Below are 16,129 nucleotides of genomic sequence, written 5' to 3' on the forward strand. Positions count from 1 at the left end.
TGGCCCCGCATGAGAAAATAGTGGCCATGAACTCAGATCCCGCGCCGAAATGGCGTCGGCTGGAGCCGGACGAGCGCAGAGAACAGATCTTCGCCTGCGCGGTCCGGCTCTTCGCTGAGCGACCGTACACCGAAGTGTCCACTTCGGACATCGCAGCCGCCGCGGGGGTGGCGAGGGGCCTGATAAACCACTACTTCGGCACCAAGCGTTCGCTCTACCTCGCGGTCATCCGCCGTGCGCTGACGGTGCCGAGGGTGGCGATCGAGATCCTGCCCGACGGGCCGCTCGACGAGCGCGCGGACGCCGCCATCAGCTGGTTCCTCGACATGGTGACCAGCCAGGAGAAGATGTGGCTCGCCGCGATCGCGCCGGAGGGCATCGGGCGCGACCTCGAGGTGGAGCAGATCCTCGAGGAGGCCGACCGCGAATCGGCGGACAGGGTGCTCGAAGCGGTCGGGCTGTCCAGGGACAGCGAGCACGGCAACGAGCTGAACGCGCTGGTCCGCGCGTTCGGCGGGATGGTGAAGGCGGCGAGCCGCGAGTGGCTCGTGCGGGGCGCGCTCAACCGCGAACAGGTGCACACCCTGCTGAGCCACTCCCTGCTCACCCTGGTCCGCGACATCTTCCCGGCGGTCCAAACGCCGTAGTTCTCTCGGTTGTCTATCGGGCGACAACCTTGCGCTGCCAGGGCGCGGCTCCCGGCTCGACCCGCCGGTCGGTCGCGGGGCGCACCGGATCGCCCGGTGCCCGGCCGGGGTGGGAGTGGCCGGACCTCCGGCCCGGACCCCGCGGCACTCGGGGTAGGTGGGCGGGTGGGGACGGACGTAGGTAGGCGAGATACAAATGACCTCATGCAGAGCGGGAGCTTCACGGGTGAGCTCGTGCTGCCGTCGGACGACCAGCGTCCGCGGCGGGCGCGATGGCTGCTGCCTGCGCTGCTGATCGTGCTGTGGCTGGCGATCGGCGCGGTGAGCGCCCCGTTCCTCGGCAAGCTCAGCGAGGTCCAGAGCAACGATCCCGGCTCGTTCCTGCCGGCGAGCGCCGAGTCGACGGAGGTCCAGCACCTGCAGGAGCGGTTCGCGCAGAACCGGCTGCTGGTGACCGTGGTGGTCTTCGACCGGCAGAGCGGGCTGACCCCCGCCGACTCCGAGGCGATCAAGGCGAAGACCGCGGAACTGGCGAAGGGCCCGGGGCTGGACGGCGCCGTGCCACCGCCGATCCCGTCGGCGGACGGCAAGGCCGCGCAGGTGATCCTGCCGGTGAAGGGCGACGACCCGTACAAGGCGGGCGCCGTGGTCAAGGACATCCGCGCGCAGGCGAAGGCGGGGCTGCCTCCCGGGCTGAGTGCGCTGGCCACCGGGCCCGGCGGGTACAACGCCGACTTCGCCGAGGTGTTCGGCGGGATCGACGGCGCGCTGCTGATCATCACGGCGTCGATCGTCGCGGTGATCCTGGTGATCGTGTACCGCAGCCCGCTGCTGCCGATCTTCGTGCTCATCTCGGCGGGGCTCGCGCTGACCTCGTCGTCGGCGGTGATCTACCTGCTGGCCCATGCCGGGGTGCTGACGCTGAACGGGCAGTCGCAGGGCATCCTGCTGATCCTGGTGTTCGGCGCGGCGACCGACTACGCGCTGCTGCTGGTGGCGAGATATCGCGAAGAGCTGCTCAGAACCCCGTCGGCGCGGGAGGCGATCAAGATCGCGTGGCGTGCCTCGCTCGAACCGATCGGCGCGTCCGGCGGCACCGTCATCCTGGGCATGCTGTGCATGCTGGCCAGCGAGCTGACGTCGAACCGCAGCCTCGGCCCGATCGCGTCGCTCGGCATCCTCGGCGCGCTGCTGGCGTCGCTGACCTTCCTGCCCGCGGTGCTCGCGCTCGTGGGGCGCGCCGCGTTCTGGCCGGGCGACCCGGTGCCCCGCAAGCACCGCAGGACCTCGCACGGCATCTTCGACGCGATCGCCAAGCTCGTGCGCAAGCGGCCGCGCTGGACGTGGGCACTGACCACCCTCGCCCTCGTCGCCGGTGTCCTGTTCGTCCCCGCGCTGAAGGCGAGCGGCACCTCCCAGCAGGCGCTGTTCCTCGACGAGGTCGAGGCCGTCACCGGGCAGAACGTGCTCAGCGCGCACTTCCCCGGCGGCACCGGCAGTCCCGCGATCATCACCGCGAACGCGACTTCGGCGCAGCAGGTGCTGGCCGCCGCGAAGGGCATCGACGGGGTGGTCGACGTCCAGGTGTCCCCCGCCGACCCCCAGAACCCCGCCGCCGGGCCCAAGATCGTGGACGGGCTCGTCGAAATGGGCGCCACGCTGCGCGATCCCGCCGACTCGCCGTCCGCGGTCACCGTGGTCGGCAAGCTGCGCGACGCCGTGCACGGTATCCCGGGCGCCGGCGCGAAGGTCGGCGGGCAGAGCGCGCAGCAGAGCGACATGATCGCCGCCGCGACCCACGACCGGGACCTGATCATCCCGATCGTGCTCGTGGTGATCTTCGCCGTGCTCGCGCTGCTGCTGAGATCCCTGCTCGCGCCGCTGCTGCTGATCGCGACCGTGGTGCTGTCGTTCGGCGCCACGCTCGGCGTCGGCGCGCTGGTGTTCAACGACCTGTTCGACTTCCCCGGCGCGGACCCGGCGATCCCGTTGTACGCCTTCGTGTTCCTGGTGGCGCTCGGGATCGACTACAACATCTTCCTGATGACCCGCGCCCGCGAAGAGGCGGCGCGGTTCGGCACCGAGACCGGCACCCTGAACGCACTCGGCGTCACCGGCGGCGTCATCACCTCGGCCGGGGTCGTGCTGGCCGCCACCTTCGCCGCGCTCTCGGTGATCCCCGTGCTGTTCCTCGCGCAGGTCGCGTTCCTGGTCGCCTTCGGCGTCCTGCTGGACACCTTCCTGGTCCGCTCGCTGCTGGTGCCCGCGCTCGCCGTCGACTTCGGCAGGGTCATCTGGTGGCCGGGAAAGCTCGCGCGCCACCCCCGCCCTACCGGGCGATGACCGCGCAGATGACCTTCGGGGGCAGCTACACGTCTCCGAAGATCACCTTCAGGGCGTGAGCGCGGGTTCCGGAGCCTCTTCGACGGGCTCCGGCGCGGGCGTCTTCGGGAGCAGCACACCGGCGATCGCGCCCAGCAGGCTCAGCGCGGCGACGACCAGGAACGCCACGCCCATCGCATCGACGAAGCTGAGCTTCGCGACCGCGGACACCGCGTTCGCGAGCCTGGCTCCGACGGTGCCCGGCTCGAACCCGTCGGGCACCTTGCCCTGCGTGACGGCGTCGGTCCCGGCGCGCACGGTCGCGGCCACCGGGTCCGGCAGGCCCGCTTCAGCGGTGTGCCGCCCCAGCGCGTCCGAGACGCGCCACGACATGACACCGCCGACGGTCACGATCCCCAGCACGCCACCCACCTGGGACGCGACCTGCTGCAGCCCCGAGGCGATACCGCTGAGTTCGTCCGGCGTGCCGCCCATGATCGCCTCGGTCGCGGCGATCACGCACAGGCCGGTGCCGAACCCCGCGAGCAGGCCGGGCACGAGCAGATCGCTGAACTCCGAGCCGCGGTCGAGGGTGGTCAGCCCCACCAGCCCGGCGGCGACGAGCACGAGACCCGCGGTGACCGGCCAGCGCGGCCCGAACCGCTGCGCCAGTATCCCGCCGATCGGCGCGGACACCACGACGACGCAGGTGGGCGCGAGCATCCAGGCGCCGGCCGCGACGGGGCTCATCCCCCGCGTGTTCTGCAGGTACAGCGTGAGCAGGAACAGCAGCGCGAACACGCCGAACGAGCTCACCCCGACCAGCGTCGCGCCCAGCGTGACGGATCGGTCGCGCAGCAGCTTCCGCAGCCCGCCGTGGCCCGTCGCGTCCCCCTTGGACTCCGCGACCGCGAAGAACGCGATCGCGACCGTGAGCACCGCGACCGGGACGTTCAGCAGGAACACGGCCTGCCAGCCGAACCCCTGCACGATGAGCCCGGCGATCACCGGGCCGAGCCCGATGGCCAGCGCGTTGGCGCCGCCCCAGATGCCCAGCGGCAGGCCGAGCTTGTCGGCGGGGAAGGCGTTGCGCAGCATGGCCAGCGCGGCGGGTTGCAGCAGCGCCCCCGCGAAGCCCTGCAGCACGCGGAACGCGACCAGTGCGAAGACGCCACTGGACAGCGCGACGCCGAGCGACGCGAGCCCGAACACGGCGACGCCGATGACGAACGTGCGGCGGCGGCCGATGCGGTCGGCCAGCTTGCCCGCGGGCAGCAGCCCGATCGCGAGCGCGACCAGGTAGGCGTTGGCGATGAGTTCGAGGTCGCCGAGGGTGGCGTTGACCGACGACGAGATGAACGGCGCGGCGATCGTGATCGCGGTGCCGTCCAGACCGACCATCGCCCCGCCGAGCACGCCACCCACGAGGGTGAGCCATGGCCTGCCCGCCCGCTTCGCCGTCGTGGGACGCAGTGCTCCCCCGCGCATACTTGAGGCCGTCACCTGGGCATCTCCTCCCGGGTCGCGCACGGATCGTGTGTGCTGGACCGTTTCGAAGGGCACAGCATTTCGAAGGGCACAGCATGACGGGTGGTCGCGAGCCCGCCACGCCCGCCCCCGGCACTTCACCCACTAGAAACGAATTTTCTTCAGGTCTGGCCAAAACGGTAGCGGAGGGTAACCGTGGACCTTGGGAGGATTATCACTCGTTCGAGCGTTGTTGCGTGACCAACTTGCAACCTGATGCATACATCGCTACGGTCTTGCAGGCACATCAGCCAATAGCGTGAATTCGCCAGGGCAGGCCGATCCCCCGCGGCCGGTGCCCTTGGCGTATTTCGCATAGCGAATTTCCACGCCGGAACGGCGGATTTCCGCAGATACGCGCCGCGAAAGGCACTGAAGCCCATTTCGGCGCGTGAGGCTGCCACACAAACACTTTCACCTGCAGGAGAGTGCACATGCCCGAGGCTGAGCGCCGGTACCCCGAACCGACGGACGGCCTGAAGAACCTGGTGCGGCCGTTGACCGATCTGCTGGTCGACCGCGCCGGTTCGTCCGCGCCCGCGTTCACCTTCCGCGACTACGCCGCCGATCGCGAGGGCACCGAAGTGACCCTCAGCTGGGCGGAGCTGGCCGAGCAGGTGCGCGCCGTCGCCGCGGAGCTGTCCAAGATCACCTCGCCGGGACAGCGGGTCGCCATCCTCGCCCCGCAGGACCTCAGCTACGTCACGGCTTTCCTCGGCGCGCTGCACGCGGGCACGATCGCCGTGCCGCTGTTCGCCCCCGAGGTGAGCCAGCACGGCGGACGCCTCGTCGGCGCGCTCGCTGACTGCGCCCCCGAGGTGTGGCTGACCTCGTCGGAAGCGCTCCCCGCGGTGCGCTCGCTCGCCGAGGAAAACCCGGTCCCGATGCCGAAGCAGATCCTCGCGGTCGACAAGCTGGACCCCGCGGGGGCCGGCTACACCCCGCCAGCGCTGTCCCTCGACGCGCCCGCCTACCTGCAGTACACCTCGGGTTCCACACGTGCGCCCGCGGGAGCGGTGATCACCCATCGCGCGGTCGCGGAGAACAGCAACCAGGCGGCCGTCGCGTTCGGCGTCGACGACACCTGGACCTGCGCGGGCTGGATCCCGTTCTTCCACGACATGGGACTCGTCCAGCTCCTGTGCGTACCGGTGGCCACCGGCGCGCGGTCGGTCTTCATCACGCCGTTCAACTTCATCATGCGGCCGGTGCGCTGGCTGCGGCAGCTTTCCGACTTCCCGAAGGTGTTCGCCGCGGCACCGAACTTCGCATTCGAATACGCGACGCGGAAGGTGTCCGAAAGCGACCGGGCCGCATTGGACCTTTCCGATGTCAGGGCCGTCATCAACGGCAGCGAGCCGGTGCGCGCGAGCACGATCGCCGCGTTCCAGGAAGCGTTCGGACCGCACGGATTCCCGGCGACCTCGCACCGCCCGTCCTACGGGCTCGCGGAAGCGACGGTATTCGTCACGAACACGCGCGAAGAGGGCCCGACGGTGACCGCGTTCGACCGGCTAGCGCTCGGTGAGCACCGCGGGGTGATCGTCGCGCGCGGCACCGAGGGCTCGATCGACCTCGTCGCCGCCGGGCGCCCGCACGGCCAGCTGGTCCGCATCGTGGACCCCGCGAACGGCACCCTGCGCACCGACGGTGACGTCGGGGAGATCTGGGTCCACGGCCCCAACGTCGCCAGCGGTTACTGGGAGCAGCCGGAACGGTCCGCGGAGACCTTCGGCGGCCGGATCGACGGCGCGGCGGGCATCCCGGGCGAGGGCTGGCTGCGCACCGGTGACCTCGGGCTCTTCCACGACGGCCTGCTCTACATCACCGGCCGGATCAAGGACCTGATCATCATCGACGGCAAGAACCACTACCCGCAGGACATCGAGGCGACCGTGGAGGCGGCGCACCCGGTGATCCGGCGCGACCACGTGGCCGCCTTCGCGGTGACCACCGAGGACGGCCGCGAAGGCGCCGCGGTGGTGGCCGAGTTCAACCGCAAGGCGGCACCGGAGGGCTTCGACGAGAAGGAGGTCGCGAGGGCGGTCCGGCGCGCGGTCTCCGCGGCGCACGACGTCAAGCTGCGCGATGTGCTCGTCCTGCCGCCCGGCGCGGTCCAGCGGACTTCGAGCGGGAAGGTCGCCCGCGCGGCCACGAAAGCACGGCACTGGGAGAAGGCGGACGAGCGCTGATGACCACCGCGCGTGAGCTGCGGTCCTGGCTGATCGAACAGGTCGCCGAGGTCTGCGAGCTCGACGAGGACGAGATCGACCCCGGACTGCCGCTGGACGAGTACGGCCTGTCCTCCCGTGACGCCGTCCAGCTTTCCGGCGCGCTCGAGGAACTGCTCGACCGCCCGATGCCGACGACGCTGCTGTGGGAGCACCCCACGATCGACCGGCTCGCGGCCGCGCTCACCGGATCGGCGCTCACCGGATCGGCGCGCGACGACAGCGCTCCCGCGCGTCCCGCCTCGGTCGGCGAGCCGATCGCGGTCGTCGGCGTCGGCTGCCGCCTTCCCGGCGGCGTGCACGGCGCGGACGGCTTCTGGCGGCTGCTGACCGAAGCCCGCGCCGCGACCTCCGAGGTCCCCGCCGGTCGGTGGGAGCACGACGAGGCCGTGGCCGAAGCGGTCGGCACCACGCGCTGGGGCGGTTTCCTGGACGACGTCGCGGGGTTCGACGCCGAGTTCTTCGGCATCACGCCGCACGAAGCGGCCAGGATGGACCCGCAGCAGCGGATGGTGCTCGAAGTCGCCTGGGAGGCGCTCGAACACGCCGGAATCGCGCCGGAGTCCCTCCGCGGCACCGAAACCGGCGTGTTCGTCGGCATCAGCGGGACCGAGTACGCCGCGCGCGCACTCGGCGATCTGTCCGAAGTGGACGCCTGGACCGGTACCGGTGGCGCGCTTTCGATCGCGGCGAACCGGCTGTCCTACGTGCTCGATCTGCGCGGCCCGAGCGTCGCGGTGGACAGCGCGTGCTCGTCCTCGCTGACCGCGGTGCACCTCGCCGTGCAGAGCCTGCGCTCCGGCGAAACCGGTGCCGCGCTCGTCGGCGGCGCGAACCTGCTGCTCGGCCCCGGCGTCACCACCTCGTTCGACGAGATGGGGATCAGCTCCGCCGACGGCCGGTGCAAGCCCTTCTCGCACGACGCCGACGGGATCGCCCGCGCCGAGGGCGCCGGGATGGTCGTGCTCAAGCGCCTTTCGGACGCCGTCGAGGCGGGTGACCGCGTGCTCGCCGTGGTCCGCGGCACCGCGGCCAACTCCGACGGCAGGTCGAACGGCCTCACCGCGCCGAACCCCGAGGCGCAGGAAAACCTGCTCCGCACCGCCTGCCGCCAGGCCGGCATCGCACCGGCCGACGTCGCCTACGTCGAAGCGCACGGGACCGGCACGCTGCTCGGCGACCCGATCGAGGCGCGCGCGCTCGGCGCGGTGCTCGGCGAGGGCAGGGACGAACCGCTGCTGCTCGGCTCGGTCAAGAGCAACCTCGGGCACCTCGAAGCCGCGGCGGGGGTCGCCGGGCTGATCAAGACCGTGCTGGCACTGCACCACGGGACCATCCCGGCGAGCCTCAACTACGCGGGCCCCAACCCGCACATCGACTTCGACGCGCTCAAGCTGTCCGTTGTGGACAGTGCGCGGCCGTGGCCGGACGGCACCGCCGTCGCGGGCGTGTCCGGTTTCGGCTTCGGTGGCACGAACGCCCACGTCGTGCTCGAACAAGCCCCCGGCGCCGTACCGCCGGCGCCCAGCCGCGAAACGCGCGGCAGGTTCCTGCTCGGCGCGCCGTCCGCGGACCGGATCGCCGACTCCGCGGCCGAACTCGCCGCATGGCTCAAGGGCACCGGCACCCCGCTCACCGATGTCGAGCACACACTGGCGCGACGGCTCGGCGGACGGCACCGAGCCGCAGTCGTCGCGGAGGGGCGCGAGGACTTGATCACCGGGCTGCGCGCGCTCGCCGCGGGCGCGAACGCCCCCGGCGTGGTCACCGGAAAGCCCCGCCAGGCGAGCAAGCTGCCGGTGTTCGTGTTCTCAGGGCACGGTTCGCAGTGGGCGGGCATGGGCAAGCGGCTCTACGCCGAAGAGCCGGTGTTCGCCGCCGCGATCGACCGGCTCGACCCGGTGCTGGCCGCCGAAAGCGGCTACTCGCTCAAGGCCGATCTGCTCGGCGGTGTCGACGCGCGCACCATGGACCACGTCCAGCCGTTGCTGTTCGGCATCCAGCTCGCGCTCACCGAGCTGTGGGCCGCGAACGGCGTGCGGCCTGGCGCGGTGATCGGGCACTCCTTCGGCGAGGTCTCCGCGGCGGTCGTCGCGGGCGCGATCTCCGAAGCGGACGGCGCGAAGATCGTGTCACTGCGCTCGCGCCTGCTCGCCTCGCTCGCCGGCGACGGCGCGATGGCGCTGCTCGAACTCGGCGCCGAAGAAGCGGGCGAACTCGTCGACGGTCTGTCCGATGTGGACGTCGCGGTGCTGTCCGCGCCGAAGGAGACGGTGATCGCGGGCAGCGCGGACGAGGTGCGCCGCATCGTGTCCGATGTGGACTCACGAGGGCTGCTCGCCAAGCTGGTCAAGCTGGACGTCGCCGCGCACTCCCCCATCGTCGACCGCGTCACCGGCACGCTCGTGGACGGCCTGATCGGCATCCGCGCGGACGAGCCGGCGCTGGACTTCTACAGCACCGCCGACGCCGACCCGCGTGGCGTGCCCGCGTTCGACCCCGGGTACTGGGCGGCCAACCTGCGGCGCCCGGTCCGGTTCTCCGGCGCCGTGTCGGCCGCCGCCGAAGACGGCTACGACACGTTCGTCGAGATCTCCCCGCATCCGGTGCTGCGGCACGCGCTGACCGGGAACCTCGGCGAGTCGGGCACGCTGGTGCTCTCCAGCGGCAGCAACTCCGGCGACGAGACCACCCACTTCCACACCCAGCTCGCGGCGCTCGAACTCGCCGGTGGCGTGCGCGTGGCACGTGGCGGAGCGGTCACCGACGTGCCGTCGACGCCGTGGCGGCACGTCCGGCACTGGCTGCCGCAGCCCGCACCGGCCGCGGCGTCCGGGTCCACTTCGGACACCCGCCCGCACCCGCTGCTCGGCACCGGCATCGACCTGCCGGACGAGCCGAAGCTGGTGTGGCAGGCCGAGCTGGACCGCGCCGCGCTGCCATGGCTGCCCGAGTACCGCTGGGACGGCAAGCCGACGCTCGCCCCGTCCGCCTACCTGGAGCTGGCGAACGCGGCGGCCAGGACGGCGTTCGTGGTGCCTGCCGACCGGGTGCTGGTCCGCGATCTCGAACTGCTCGCGGCGCTGCCGCTTGGCGAGTCGACCTCGGTGACCACCACGGTGGTCCCGGAGACCGGCGAATTCCGCGTGCACGGCAGGGCCGACGGCGCACCGTGGCGGCTGCTGGCCACCGCTGAGGTCTCCGTGCTCGCCGAGACCGCGATCACCCCTCCGGTGTCCGAAGTGGATGATCGGGACCTGCGCCGTCGCGGCGGCACCGATCCCGCGCCGCAAACCCCCGGCTACGGGCCCTCGTTCGCGACGATCAGCGCGATCCGCGTCGCCACCGGCCGCGGCCTGCGCGCGGTGGCCGAGGTGGAGGTCCCCGCCGGGCTGGGTCACGAGCTGCGGCTGCACCCCGCGCTCGTCGACCCGTGCCTGCGCCTGTTCACCTTGGCGCTGAACGAGAACGACTCCGGCGCATCGGCTCTCGTGCCCGTTTCACTCGGCACCGTCCGCGTCTACGGCGACCCGGCGCGGGCCGCCTCGGTGCGGATCGCGGTGACCACCGGTGCCGACGGCGGCCATGTCGGCGATCTGCACCTCGTCGACCCCGACGGCGTTGTCGTGCTCGAAATCGGCGAGATCTCGCTCCATAAGGCGACCTCGGAAGAGCTGCTCGCACCGGTGTCCGAACGGCTCGTCGAACCGCGGTGGCGGCTCGACCCGCTGCCGTCGCGGAAGCGGCCGCGCGGCCGCGTCGTGCTGCTCAGCGCGGGCGCGCACGAGCTCGAAGGCCCGCTGAAGGACACCGGCGCCGACGTGACCTCGATCGACTACCGCGACAAGCAGGCGATCCGCGAGGTGATCGCGGCCGACGGCGATCTCAGCCTGCTCTTCCTCCAGCCGGCGAACGGCACCGGGCTCGACGCGATCGCCGCGGCGGAACGCGCGGTGCTCGCGGTGTCCGACACCATCCACCTCCTGGGCGAGCGAACGGCGCGCGGGCACGCCAGGGTCTGCGTGGTGACCGCCGAAGCCGCCGCCGTGCACGCCGATGAGCCGGTCGACCCCGCGGTCGCCGCCCAGCGCGGGCTCGTTCGGATGTTCGCCTACGTGTACCCCGAACTGGGGACCACGATCATCGACGTGGCACCGGGGATACCGGGTGACGTGGCCGCGGCGAGCCTGCTCGCCGAGCTCGCCACCGGAACCGATGACGAGGTGGCGCTGCGCCGGGACGGCCGGTACACCCGTCTGCTCCAGTGGGCAACGCCGTCGCCGAAGTCCGCCTCCGTCCCCGTCGTCCGTGACGACGGCGCCTACCTGATCACGGGCGGGCTCGGCGGGCTCGGCATTTTCCTCGCGAGCTGGCTCGCCGGGAAGGGTGCCGCTCGGATCGTCCTCAACGGACGGTCGGCGCCGAGCGCGAGCGCCCGCGAAGCGATCGCCGCGATGCCGTGCGACGTGCGAGTGGTGCTCGGCGACCTCGCGGAGCCGGAGGTGGCCGAGCGGCTCACCGCGGCCGCCACCGAGGACGGGCTGCCGCTGCGCGGGGTGCTGCACGCCGCCGCGGTCTTCGCCGATCGCAACGACAATTCCGCGCTCGATGCCGATATCCTGCACCGCACCTGGCTGCCCAAGGTCCACGGCGGCTGGCGCTTGCACGAAGCGACCAAACAGGACACTCTCGACTGGTGGGTCGGGTTCTCGTCGGCGGCAACGACACCCGGCCTGCCCGGCCAGCCCGCGTACTCGACGGCGAACGCCTATCTCGAAGCGCTGGTCGAGCACCGGCGCGCGGGCGGCCTGCCCGCGACCTCGGTGGCCTGGGGCGCCTGGGCCGAAGTCGGTGTGGTCGCGGACATCGACCTTCCCTGGCTGCGTCCGATGCGGCCCTCCGACGGGCTCGACGTGCTCACCACGGTCCTCAGCGAGAACAGGCCCACGACCGGCGCCGTCCGGCTGGCACATCACCGGCTGCTGGAGACCTTCCCGCACCTCGCCGGCATTCCGTTCTTCGGCGCGCTGTTCGAAGGCGTGGCACCGGTCGAGACCGGAGACGACCGCCCGCTCATCGAACGGCTGACCGGGCTGTCCACAGTAGACGCACACCACGCGGTGTCCGACCAGTTCCGCACCAGGGTCGCCGGTGTGCTGGGCTACGCCGCGGAATCGCTCGACGTGACCGCACCGCTGCCGGCGCTCGGGGTCGACTCGCTGCTCGCGGTGCGCATCCGCAACGCCGTGCAGCACGACTTCGACCGCGCGATGCCGGTGTCACTCCTCCTGCGCGGCGCGAACGTGCTGGAGACCGAACAGTGGCTGCTGGGTGAGCTTGGCCTCGAAGACGCGGGCGACCAGTGGCGGGCGACCAGCGTGGGACCGAGGGACGCGGCCGAACGGCTGGTGTCCGCCGTGTGGGCCGACGTGCTCGGCGAGCAGCACGGTGTCACCGCGGACTTCTACGCCGAAGGCGGTGTCCGTGAGCAGGCCGAGGCGATCACCGCGCTGCTGAGCGAGCGCAGCGGCCGCGAGCTGACCGTCTCGGAACTGTTCGAGCACCCCACCATCGAACGGATGGCAGTGCACCTGCGCGACGACGAGGCAGAAGGATGCCTTGTCCGTCCACTGCGGACACAGGGGAACCAGCGGCCGCTGTTCTTCTTCCACCCCGGCGGCGGCGACACCTCGGTGTACCGCCAGCTCGTCCAGCTCCTCGACCAGGAGCTCCCGGTGTACGGATTCGACCGCGTCGACGGGGTGGTCTCGGTCGAAGAGCGGGTGGAGCGGTACCTGCCGGAGCTGCGGAAGATCCAGCCGCATGGGCCGTACCGGCTGGCGGGCTGGTCGTTCGGCGGGTTCATCGCGTTCGACATGGCGCAGCGACTGCGCGCCGAGGGCGAAGAGGTCGAACTGCTCGCCATGATGGACACGATCCTGCCGCTCACCGGTGACACCGGGCTGTCCGATGTGGACTTGATGCGGAAGCGGCTGGAACGGTTCGGCGAGTTCCTGGAAACCAGTTACGGCAAGCGGATCGATCTTCCGTTCGACCAGCTCGCCCGGCTCGGCGTCGAGGATCAGGCACAGCTGCTCGTCGACACGATGCGCGGGGAGAACCTCGTCAACGGCGAGGTCAGCGAGGCGATCCTGCACCACCAGCGCACTTCGTTCGTGGACGCGCGAGCGCTCGAGTTCTACCGGCCGGAGCGCTACGACGCCCCGCTGGTGTTCTTCAGCGCGGCCGACCAGGTGCCAGGCGGGCTGCGGGACCACCGGTTCGACCGCACCGACCCCGCACGGGGCTGGGACGCGGTGTGCCCCGCCCTCGACGTGATCGTGGTGCCGGGCCACCACCTGTCGCTGCTGGACCCGCCCAATGTGGACCACATCGCCGCACGGCTCACCGAGCTGCTCTCGGCGGGTGCGCCGGTCGGCGCGGGGAGCAGGAGATGACCGAGCTGTCCGTTGTGGACACCAAGTCCGGTGACGGCGGCGAGCTGCTGCTGAAGCTGCGCTCCCCCGCGCTCGGGCGCGAATGCGGTGTCACGCTGCTCACCCCGGACGGGTGGGCACCGTCCAAGAAGTACCCGGTGCTGTACTTCTTCCACGGCTCGTCGGACGTGCGCTCGTCGGTGGTGGAGCGGACCGCGCTGCGCTCGCTCGCGGCGAAGTCGAACGTGCTCGTGGCGCTGCCCGACGGCGGCCGGATGGGCTTCTACACCGACTGGCGGGTGCCCGACCGCGAAGGCACCATCCCGAAGTGGGAGACCTTCCACCTCGGCGAGCTGCTTCCCTTGCTGGAGGCCGATTACGGCGCCTCCGACGTCCGGATGGCGGCCGGGCTCTCGATGGGCGGGTACGGCGCGCTGCGGTACACCATGCGGCATCCCGGCCTGTTCCGCGCGGCCGCGTCCTTGAGCGGCTTCACCCACCTCACGCGGCGGGGCACCGCCGCGCTGCTCGCCACGCTCGCCGTGCGCGAAGGCATGCGGCCGGGGCGGATCTGGGGCCCTCGCCGGTACGCGGCGGAGAGCTGGGCCGCGAACGACCCGCACCTGCACGCGGAGAAGTTCGCGGGCACCGAGGTCTACATCGCCGCGGGAAACGGGAAGCGCGTGTCCGGCGAGGAGTTCGTCGCCGGGATGGAACTCGTCGAACGGTTCGTCCGCGGTATGGCCGACGACCTGGTGGACACGCTGCGCACGGCGGGCGCCACCGTCACCACCGATCTCGGTCCCGGCATCCACTTCTGGACGACCTTCGCCCGCCAGGTCGACAACCTCTGGCCGTACGTTGAGAAGAACCTGCTCAGCGAACGCCCTTGATCGGCCGTACCAGCACCGCGCCCGCCAGTGCGATCACGCCCGCGATCAGGTACAGCACCGTGTAGCTCGACACCAGCGCGATCACCGCGCCCGCGACCAGCGGGGCGAACGCCTGCGAGGCGGTGTTCGCGATGTTGATCACCCCGAGGTCCTTCGCGCGCTCCTTCGCCACCGGCAGCACCTGCGTGATCAGCGCGTTGTCGATCGCCGCGTAAACACCGTAGCCCAGCCCGAGTATCCCGGCCGCCACCATCGCCGCGACCCAGTTGTGCCCGATCGCGAGCACCAGCATCGCCAGCGCGATCACGCACGACGAGGTGATCACGAAGACCTTCCGCTTGCCACTGCGGTCGGACAGCCTGCCCGCGACGACGCTGGTGAGCAGGATCCCGGCGGTGTAGATGATCGTCAGCACGAAGACGCCGCCTGCCGGGTCGTCGAGCTTCACGTCGTCGCGCAGGAAGTACAGCAGGTACAGCGTCGCGATGGAGTTCGCGAGCTGGATCGCCAGCCGGGACACCGCCGCCCAGCCGAAGTCGGGGTACTTGCGGAGGTCGATCTTGAACCCGGCGAGGAACCGCTTGAGCACGAACGGCTCCGCCTCCGCGGCCGGCAGCGGCTCGTCCGGTGTGCTCAGCACGAACGGCACCGTGCACACCAGCAGCAGCCCGGCCAGCAGCAGGTACCCCGCCGTCTGCCCGGACACCACCTGCGTCACGAGCAGCACGCCGAGCACGAGCCCCACCGGCGTCGCCAGGCCGAGGAACGCCGACACCAGCCCGCGCTGCGCCACGGGCACCCGGTCCGGCACCATCGCGCTGAGCCCCGAGAAGAGCGTGTTCTGGGCGGCCTGCGCGATCACCCAGCACAGCGCCACCCCCAGCACGGTCGCCTGCGCCGACTGCACCGCGAGCGCCACCGCCGCGACCAGCGCGCCCCCGATGATCCACGGACGGCGGCGGCCGAGCCGCGAGGTCGTCCGGTCCGACAGCGCCCCGGTGACCGGCGCGGCCAAAATGGACGCCACCGCCGCCGCGGCCGTCACCCAGGCAAGGCTGGTCTCCTTGCCCCCGGCGTCGATCCGCTCGATCTGCAGCGGCAGCAGCACCTGGATCGGCGTCACCACCACGATCCAGAACCCGAGCACCGCGGTGGAGAGCGCGGCGATCCAGCGTCCGGTGACTGGCTCGGTCGGTTCGGTGAGTACCCCCGCTGTCATGGCAGGGAGAGTACCCGGATCCTGCTTGTTCCGGGTGGTCCGGGCGGGCGGGTCGTTTCACAGTTCACCTGCGGTTGTCGTGCGCGGTGGTCCGGTCGTCGTGTCGGGTGGCGGTTTGAAGATGGCTTCGGACGACGGGAGGGGCCCGGCTTCCGGCTGCGCTTTCCATCGAATTTTGTTTTGTTTGAACAATCTTTGGACAGTCCATTTTGGACGACATTGACTTCTACCTGAATGATAACTATTCAGGTAGAATGAGGGTTGTGGATGGCTGCGTGGGATGATCCTTTTTGCAGGGAAGGGTGTTCGTCCGTCGTACAATGAGCTGGCCGCGTTGGTTGCCGCACAGGCCGTGGAGCTTGGTCGCGCGGGTCGGGAGATCATCCGGTTGCGGCATCGGGCCGGTTCAGCAAACCGAAGTCGAAGTCGTTGCGCGGGGTCGGTGTGACGCGTCGACAGGTGGTGGATCTGCCCGAGGTGCGCCCGCCGGTGACCGCGCTGACGGCGTATGCGGCGAGCTATCAACACATTCCGGTCACCCGGGCCACGCGGTTGCCGGCGGACCTGCTGGGCCCGCCGGTCTCGACCGGCCGGGTCGCCGGGGTCCTGTCGTCGATCGCGGCCGAACTGGACGAGTTCGGGATCCTGGTCAACCAAGGCGGTACGGACGGCGCCGGTGACGCAATTCGGTGAGACCGGGATCCGGATCGAAGGCAAACCTGGTGGCTGCGCACCGCCTGCACATCTACGCTGACGGCGTACTTCGCCCACTCGCTGCGCGGCAGCGAAGCGATGGTCGAGTCCGGGATCCTGCCGACCTTTCGCGGTGTCGCGGTCCACGACGGCTGACACC

Annotated in this window: 8 protein-coding genes; 6 read left to right on the forward strand and 2 right to left on the reverse strand. The window is 71.1% G+C overall.

Features of this window, described 5'->3' with window-relative positions:
* The first annotated feature begins 26 nt into the window (after positions 1 to 26).
* Entirely contained in the window at positions 27 to 647 is a 621-nt protein-coding gene (locus ABD256_RS08795; RefSeq protein WP_344415472.1) for a TetR/AcrR family transcriptional regulator, read from the forward strand.
* Positions 648 to 851: 204 nt separating this feature from the next.
* Positions 852 to 2,990, forward strand: a complete 2,139-nt coding sequence (locus ABD256_RS08800; RefSeq protein ID WP_344415474.1) for an MMPL family transporter — start codon at positions 852 to 854, stop codon at positions 2,988 to 2,990.
* A 48-nt stretch (positions 2,991 to 3,038) separates the two neighbouring features.
* Here the strand turns inward: ABD256_RS08800 and ABD256_RS08805 are convergent, their stop codons facing one another.
* Entirely contained in the window at positions 3,039 to 4,472 is a 1,434-nt protein-coding gene (locus tag ABD256_RS08805; RefSeq protein WP_344415477.1) for an MFS transporter, read from the reverse strand.
* 458 nt (positions 4,473 to 4,930) lie between these two features.
* Here ABD256_RS08805 and ABD256_RS08810 point away from each other — a divergent pair, with 458 nt between their 5' ends.
* From ABD256_RS08810 to ABD256_RS08820, 3 genes are read left to right on the forward strand one after another with little or no spacing between them, the layout of a single operon-like run.
* The gene (locus ABD256_RS08810) at positions 4,931 to 6,688 is read left to right on the forward strand and encodes a fatty acyl-AMP ligase (RefSeq protein WP_344415479.1); all 1,758 of its coding nucleotides are present in this window, start codon (positions 4,931 to 4,933) and stop codon (positions 6,686 to 6,688) included.
* Positions 6,688 to 13,185, forward strand: a complete 6,498-nt coding sequence (locus ABD256_RS08815) for a beta-ketoacyl synthase N-terminal-like domain-containing protein (RefSeq protein WP_344415481.1) — start codon at positions 6,688 to 6,690, stop codon at positions 13,183 to 13,185. The genes ABD256_RS08810 and ABD256_RS08815 overlap by 1 nt, the downstream gene beginning before the upstream one ends.
* The gene (locus ABD256_RS08820; RefSeq protein ID WP_344415483.1) at positions 13,182 to 14,057 is read left to right on the forward strand and encodes an alpha/beta hydrolase; all 876 of its coding nucleotides are present in this window, start codon (positions 13,182 to 13,184) and stop codon (positions 14,055 to 14,057) included. Before ABD256_RS08815 ends, ABD256_RS08820 begins: the two co-directional genes overlap by 4 nt.
* On the opposite strand, the gene ABD256_RS08825 is transcribed toward ABD256_RS08820, so the two are convergent.
* Positions 14,041 to 15,276, reverse strand: a complete 1,236-nt coding sequence (locus tag ABD256_RS08825; RefSeq protein ID WP_344415485.1) for an MFS transporter — start codon at positions 15,274 to 15,276, stop codon at positions 14,041 to 14,043. The genes ABD256_RS08820 and ABD256_RS08825 overlap by 17 nt on opposite strands.
* A 489-nt stretch (positions 15,277 to 15,765) precedes the next feature.
* On the opposite strand from ABD256_RS08825, the gene ABD256_RS08830 reads away from it, so the two are divergent.
* Positions 15,766 to 15,969, forward strand: coding sequence for a hypothetical protein (locus ABD256_RS08830; RefSeq protein WP_344415487.1), 204 nt, complete (start codon positions 15,766 to 15,768; stop codon positions 15,967 to 15,969).
* Positions 15,970 to 16,129: the final 160 nt, after the last annotated feature.

It is taken from the genome of Amycolatopsis minnesotensis, assembly GCF_039529815.1.
Classification (GTDB): Bacteria; Actinomycetota; Actinomycetes; order Mycobacteriales; family Pseudonocardiaceae; genus Amycolatopsis; species Amycolatopsis minnesotensis.

What these genes read in the sequence shown, in the direction of transcription:
- ABD256_RS08815 (WP_344415481.1), top strand. Translation starts at nt 6,688, where the DNA reads ATGACCACCGCGCGTGAGCTGCGGTCCTGGCTGATCGAACAGGTCGCC.
- ABD256_RS08800 (WP_344415474.1), top strand. Translation starts at nt 852, where the DNA reads ATGCAGAGCGGGAGCTTCACGGGTGAGCTCGTGCTGCCGTCGGACGAC.
- ABD256_RS08820 (WP_344415483.1), top strand. Translation starts at nt 13,182, where the DNA reads ATGACCGAGCTGTCCGTTGTGGACACCAAGTCCGGTGACGGCGGCGAG.
- ABD256_RS08825 (WP_344415485.1), bottom strand. Translation starts at nt 15,276, where the DNA reads ATGACAGCGGGGGTACTCACCGAACCGACCGAGCCAGTCACCGGACGC.
- ABD256_RS08810 (WP_344415479.1), top strand. Translation starts at nt 4,931, where the DNA reads ATGCCCGAGGCTGAGCGCCGGTACCCCGAACCGACGGACGGCCTGAAG.
- ABD256_RS08795 (WP_344415472.1), top strand. Translation starts at nt 27, where the DNA reads ATGAACTCAGATCCCGCGCCGAAATGGCGTCGGCTGGAGCCGGACGAG.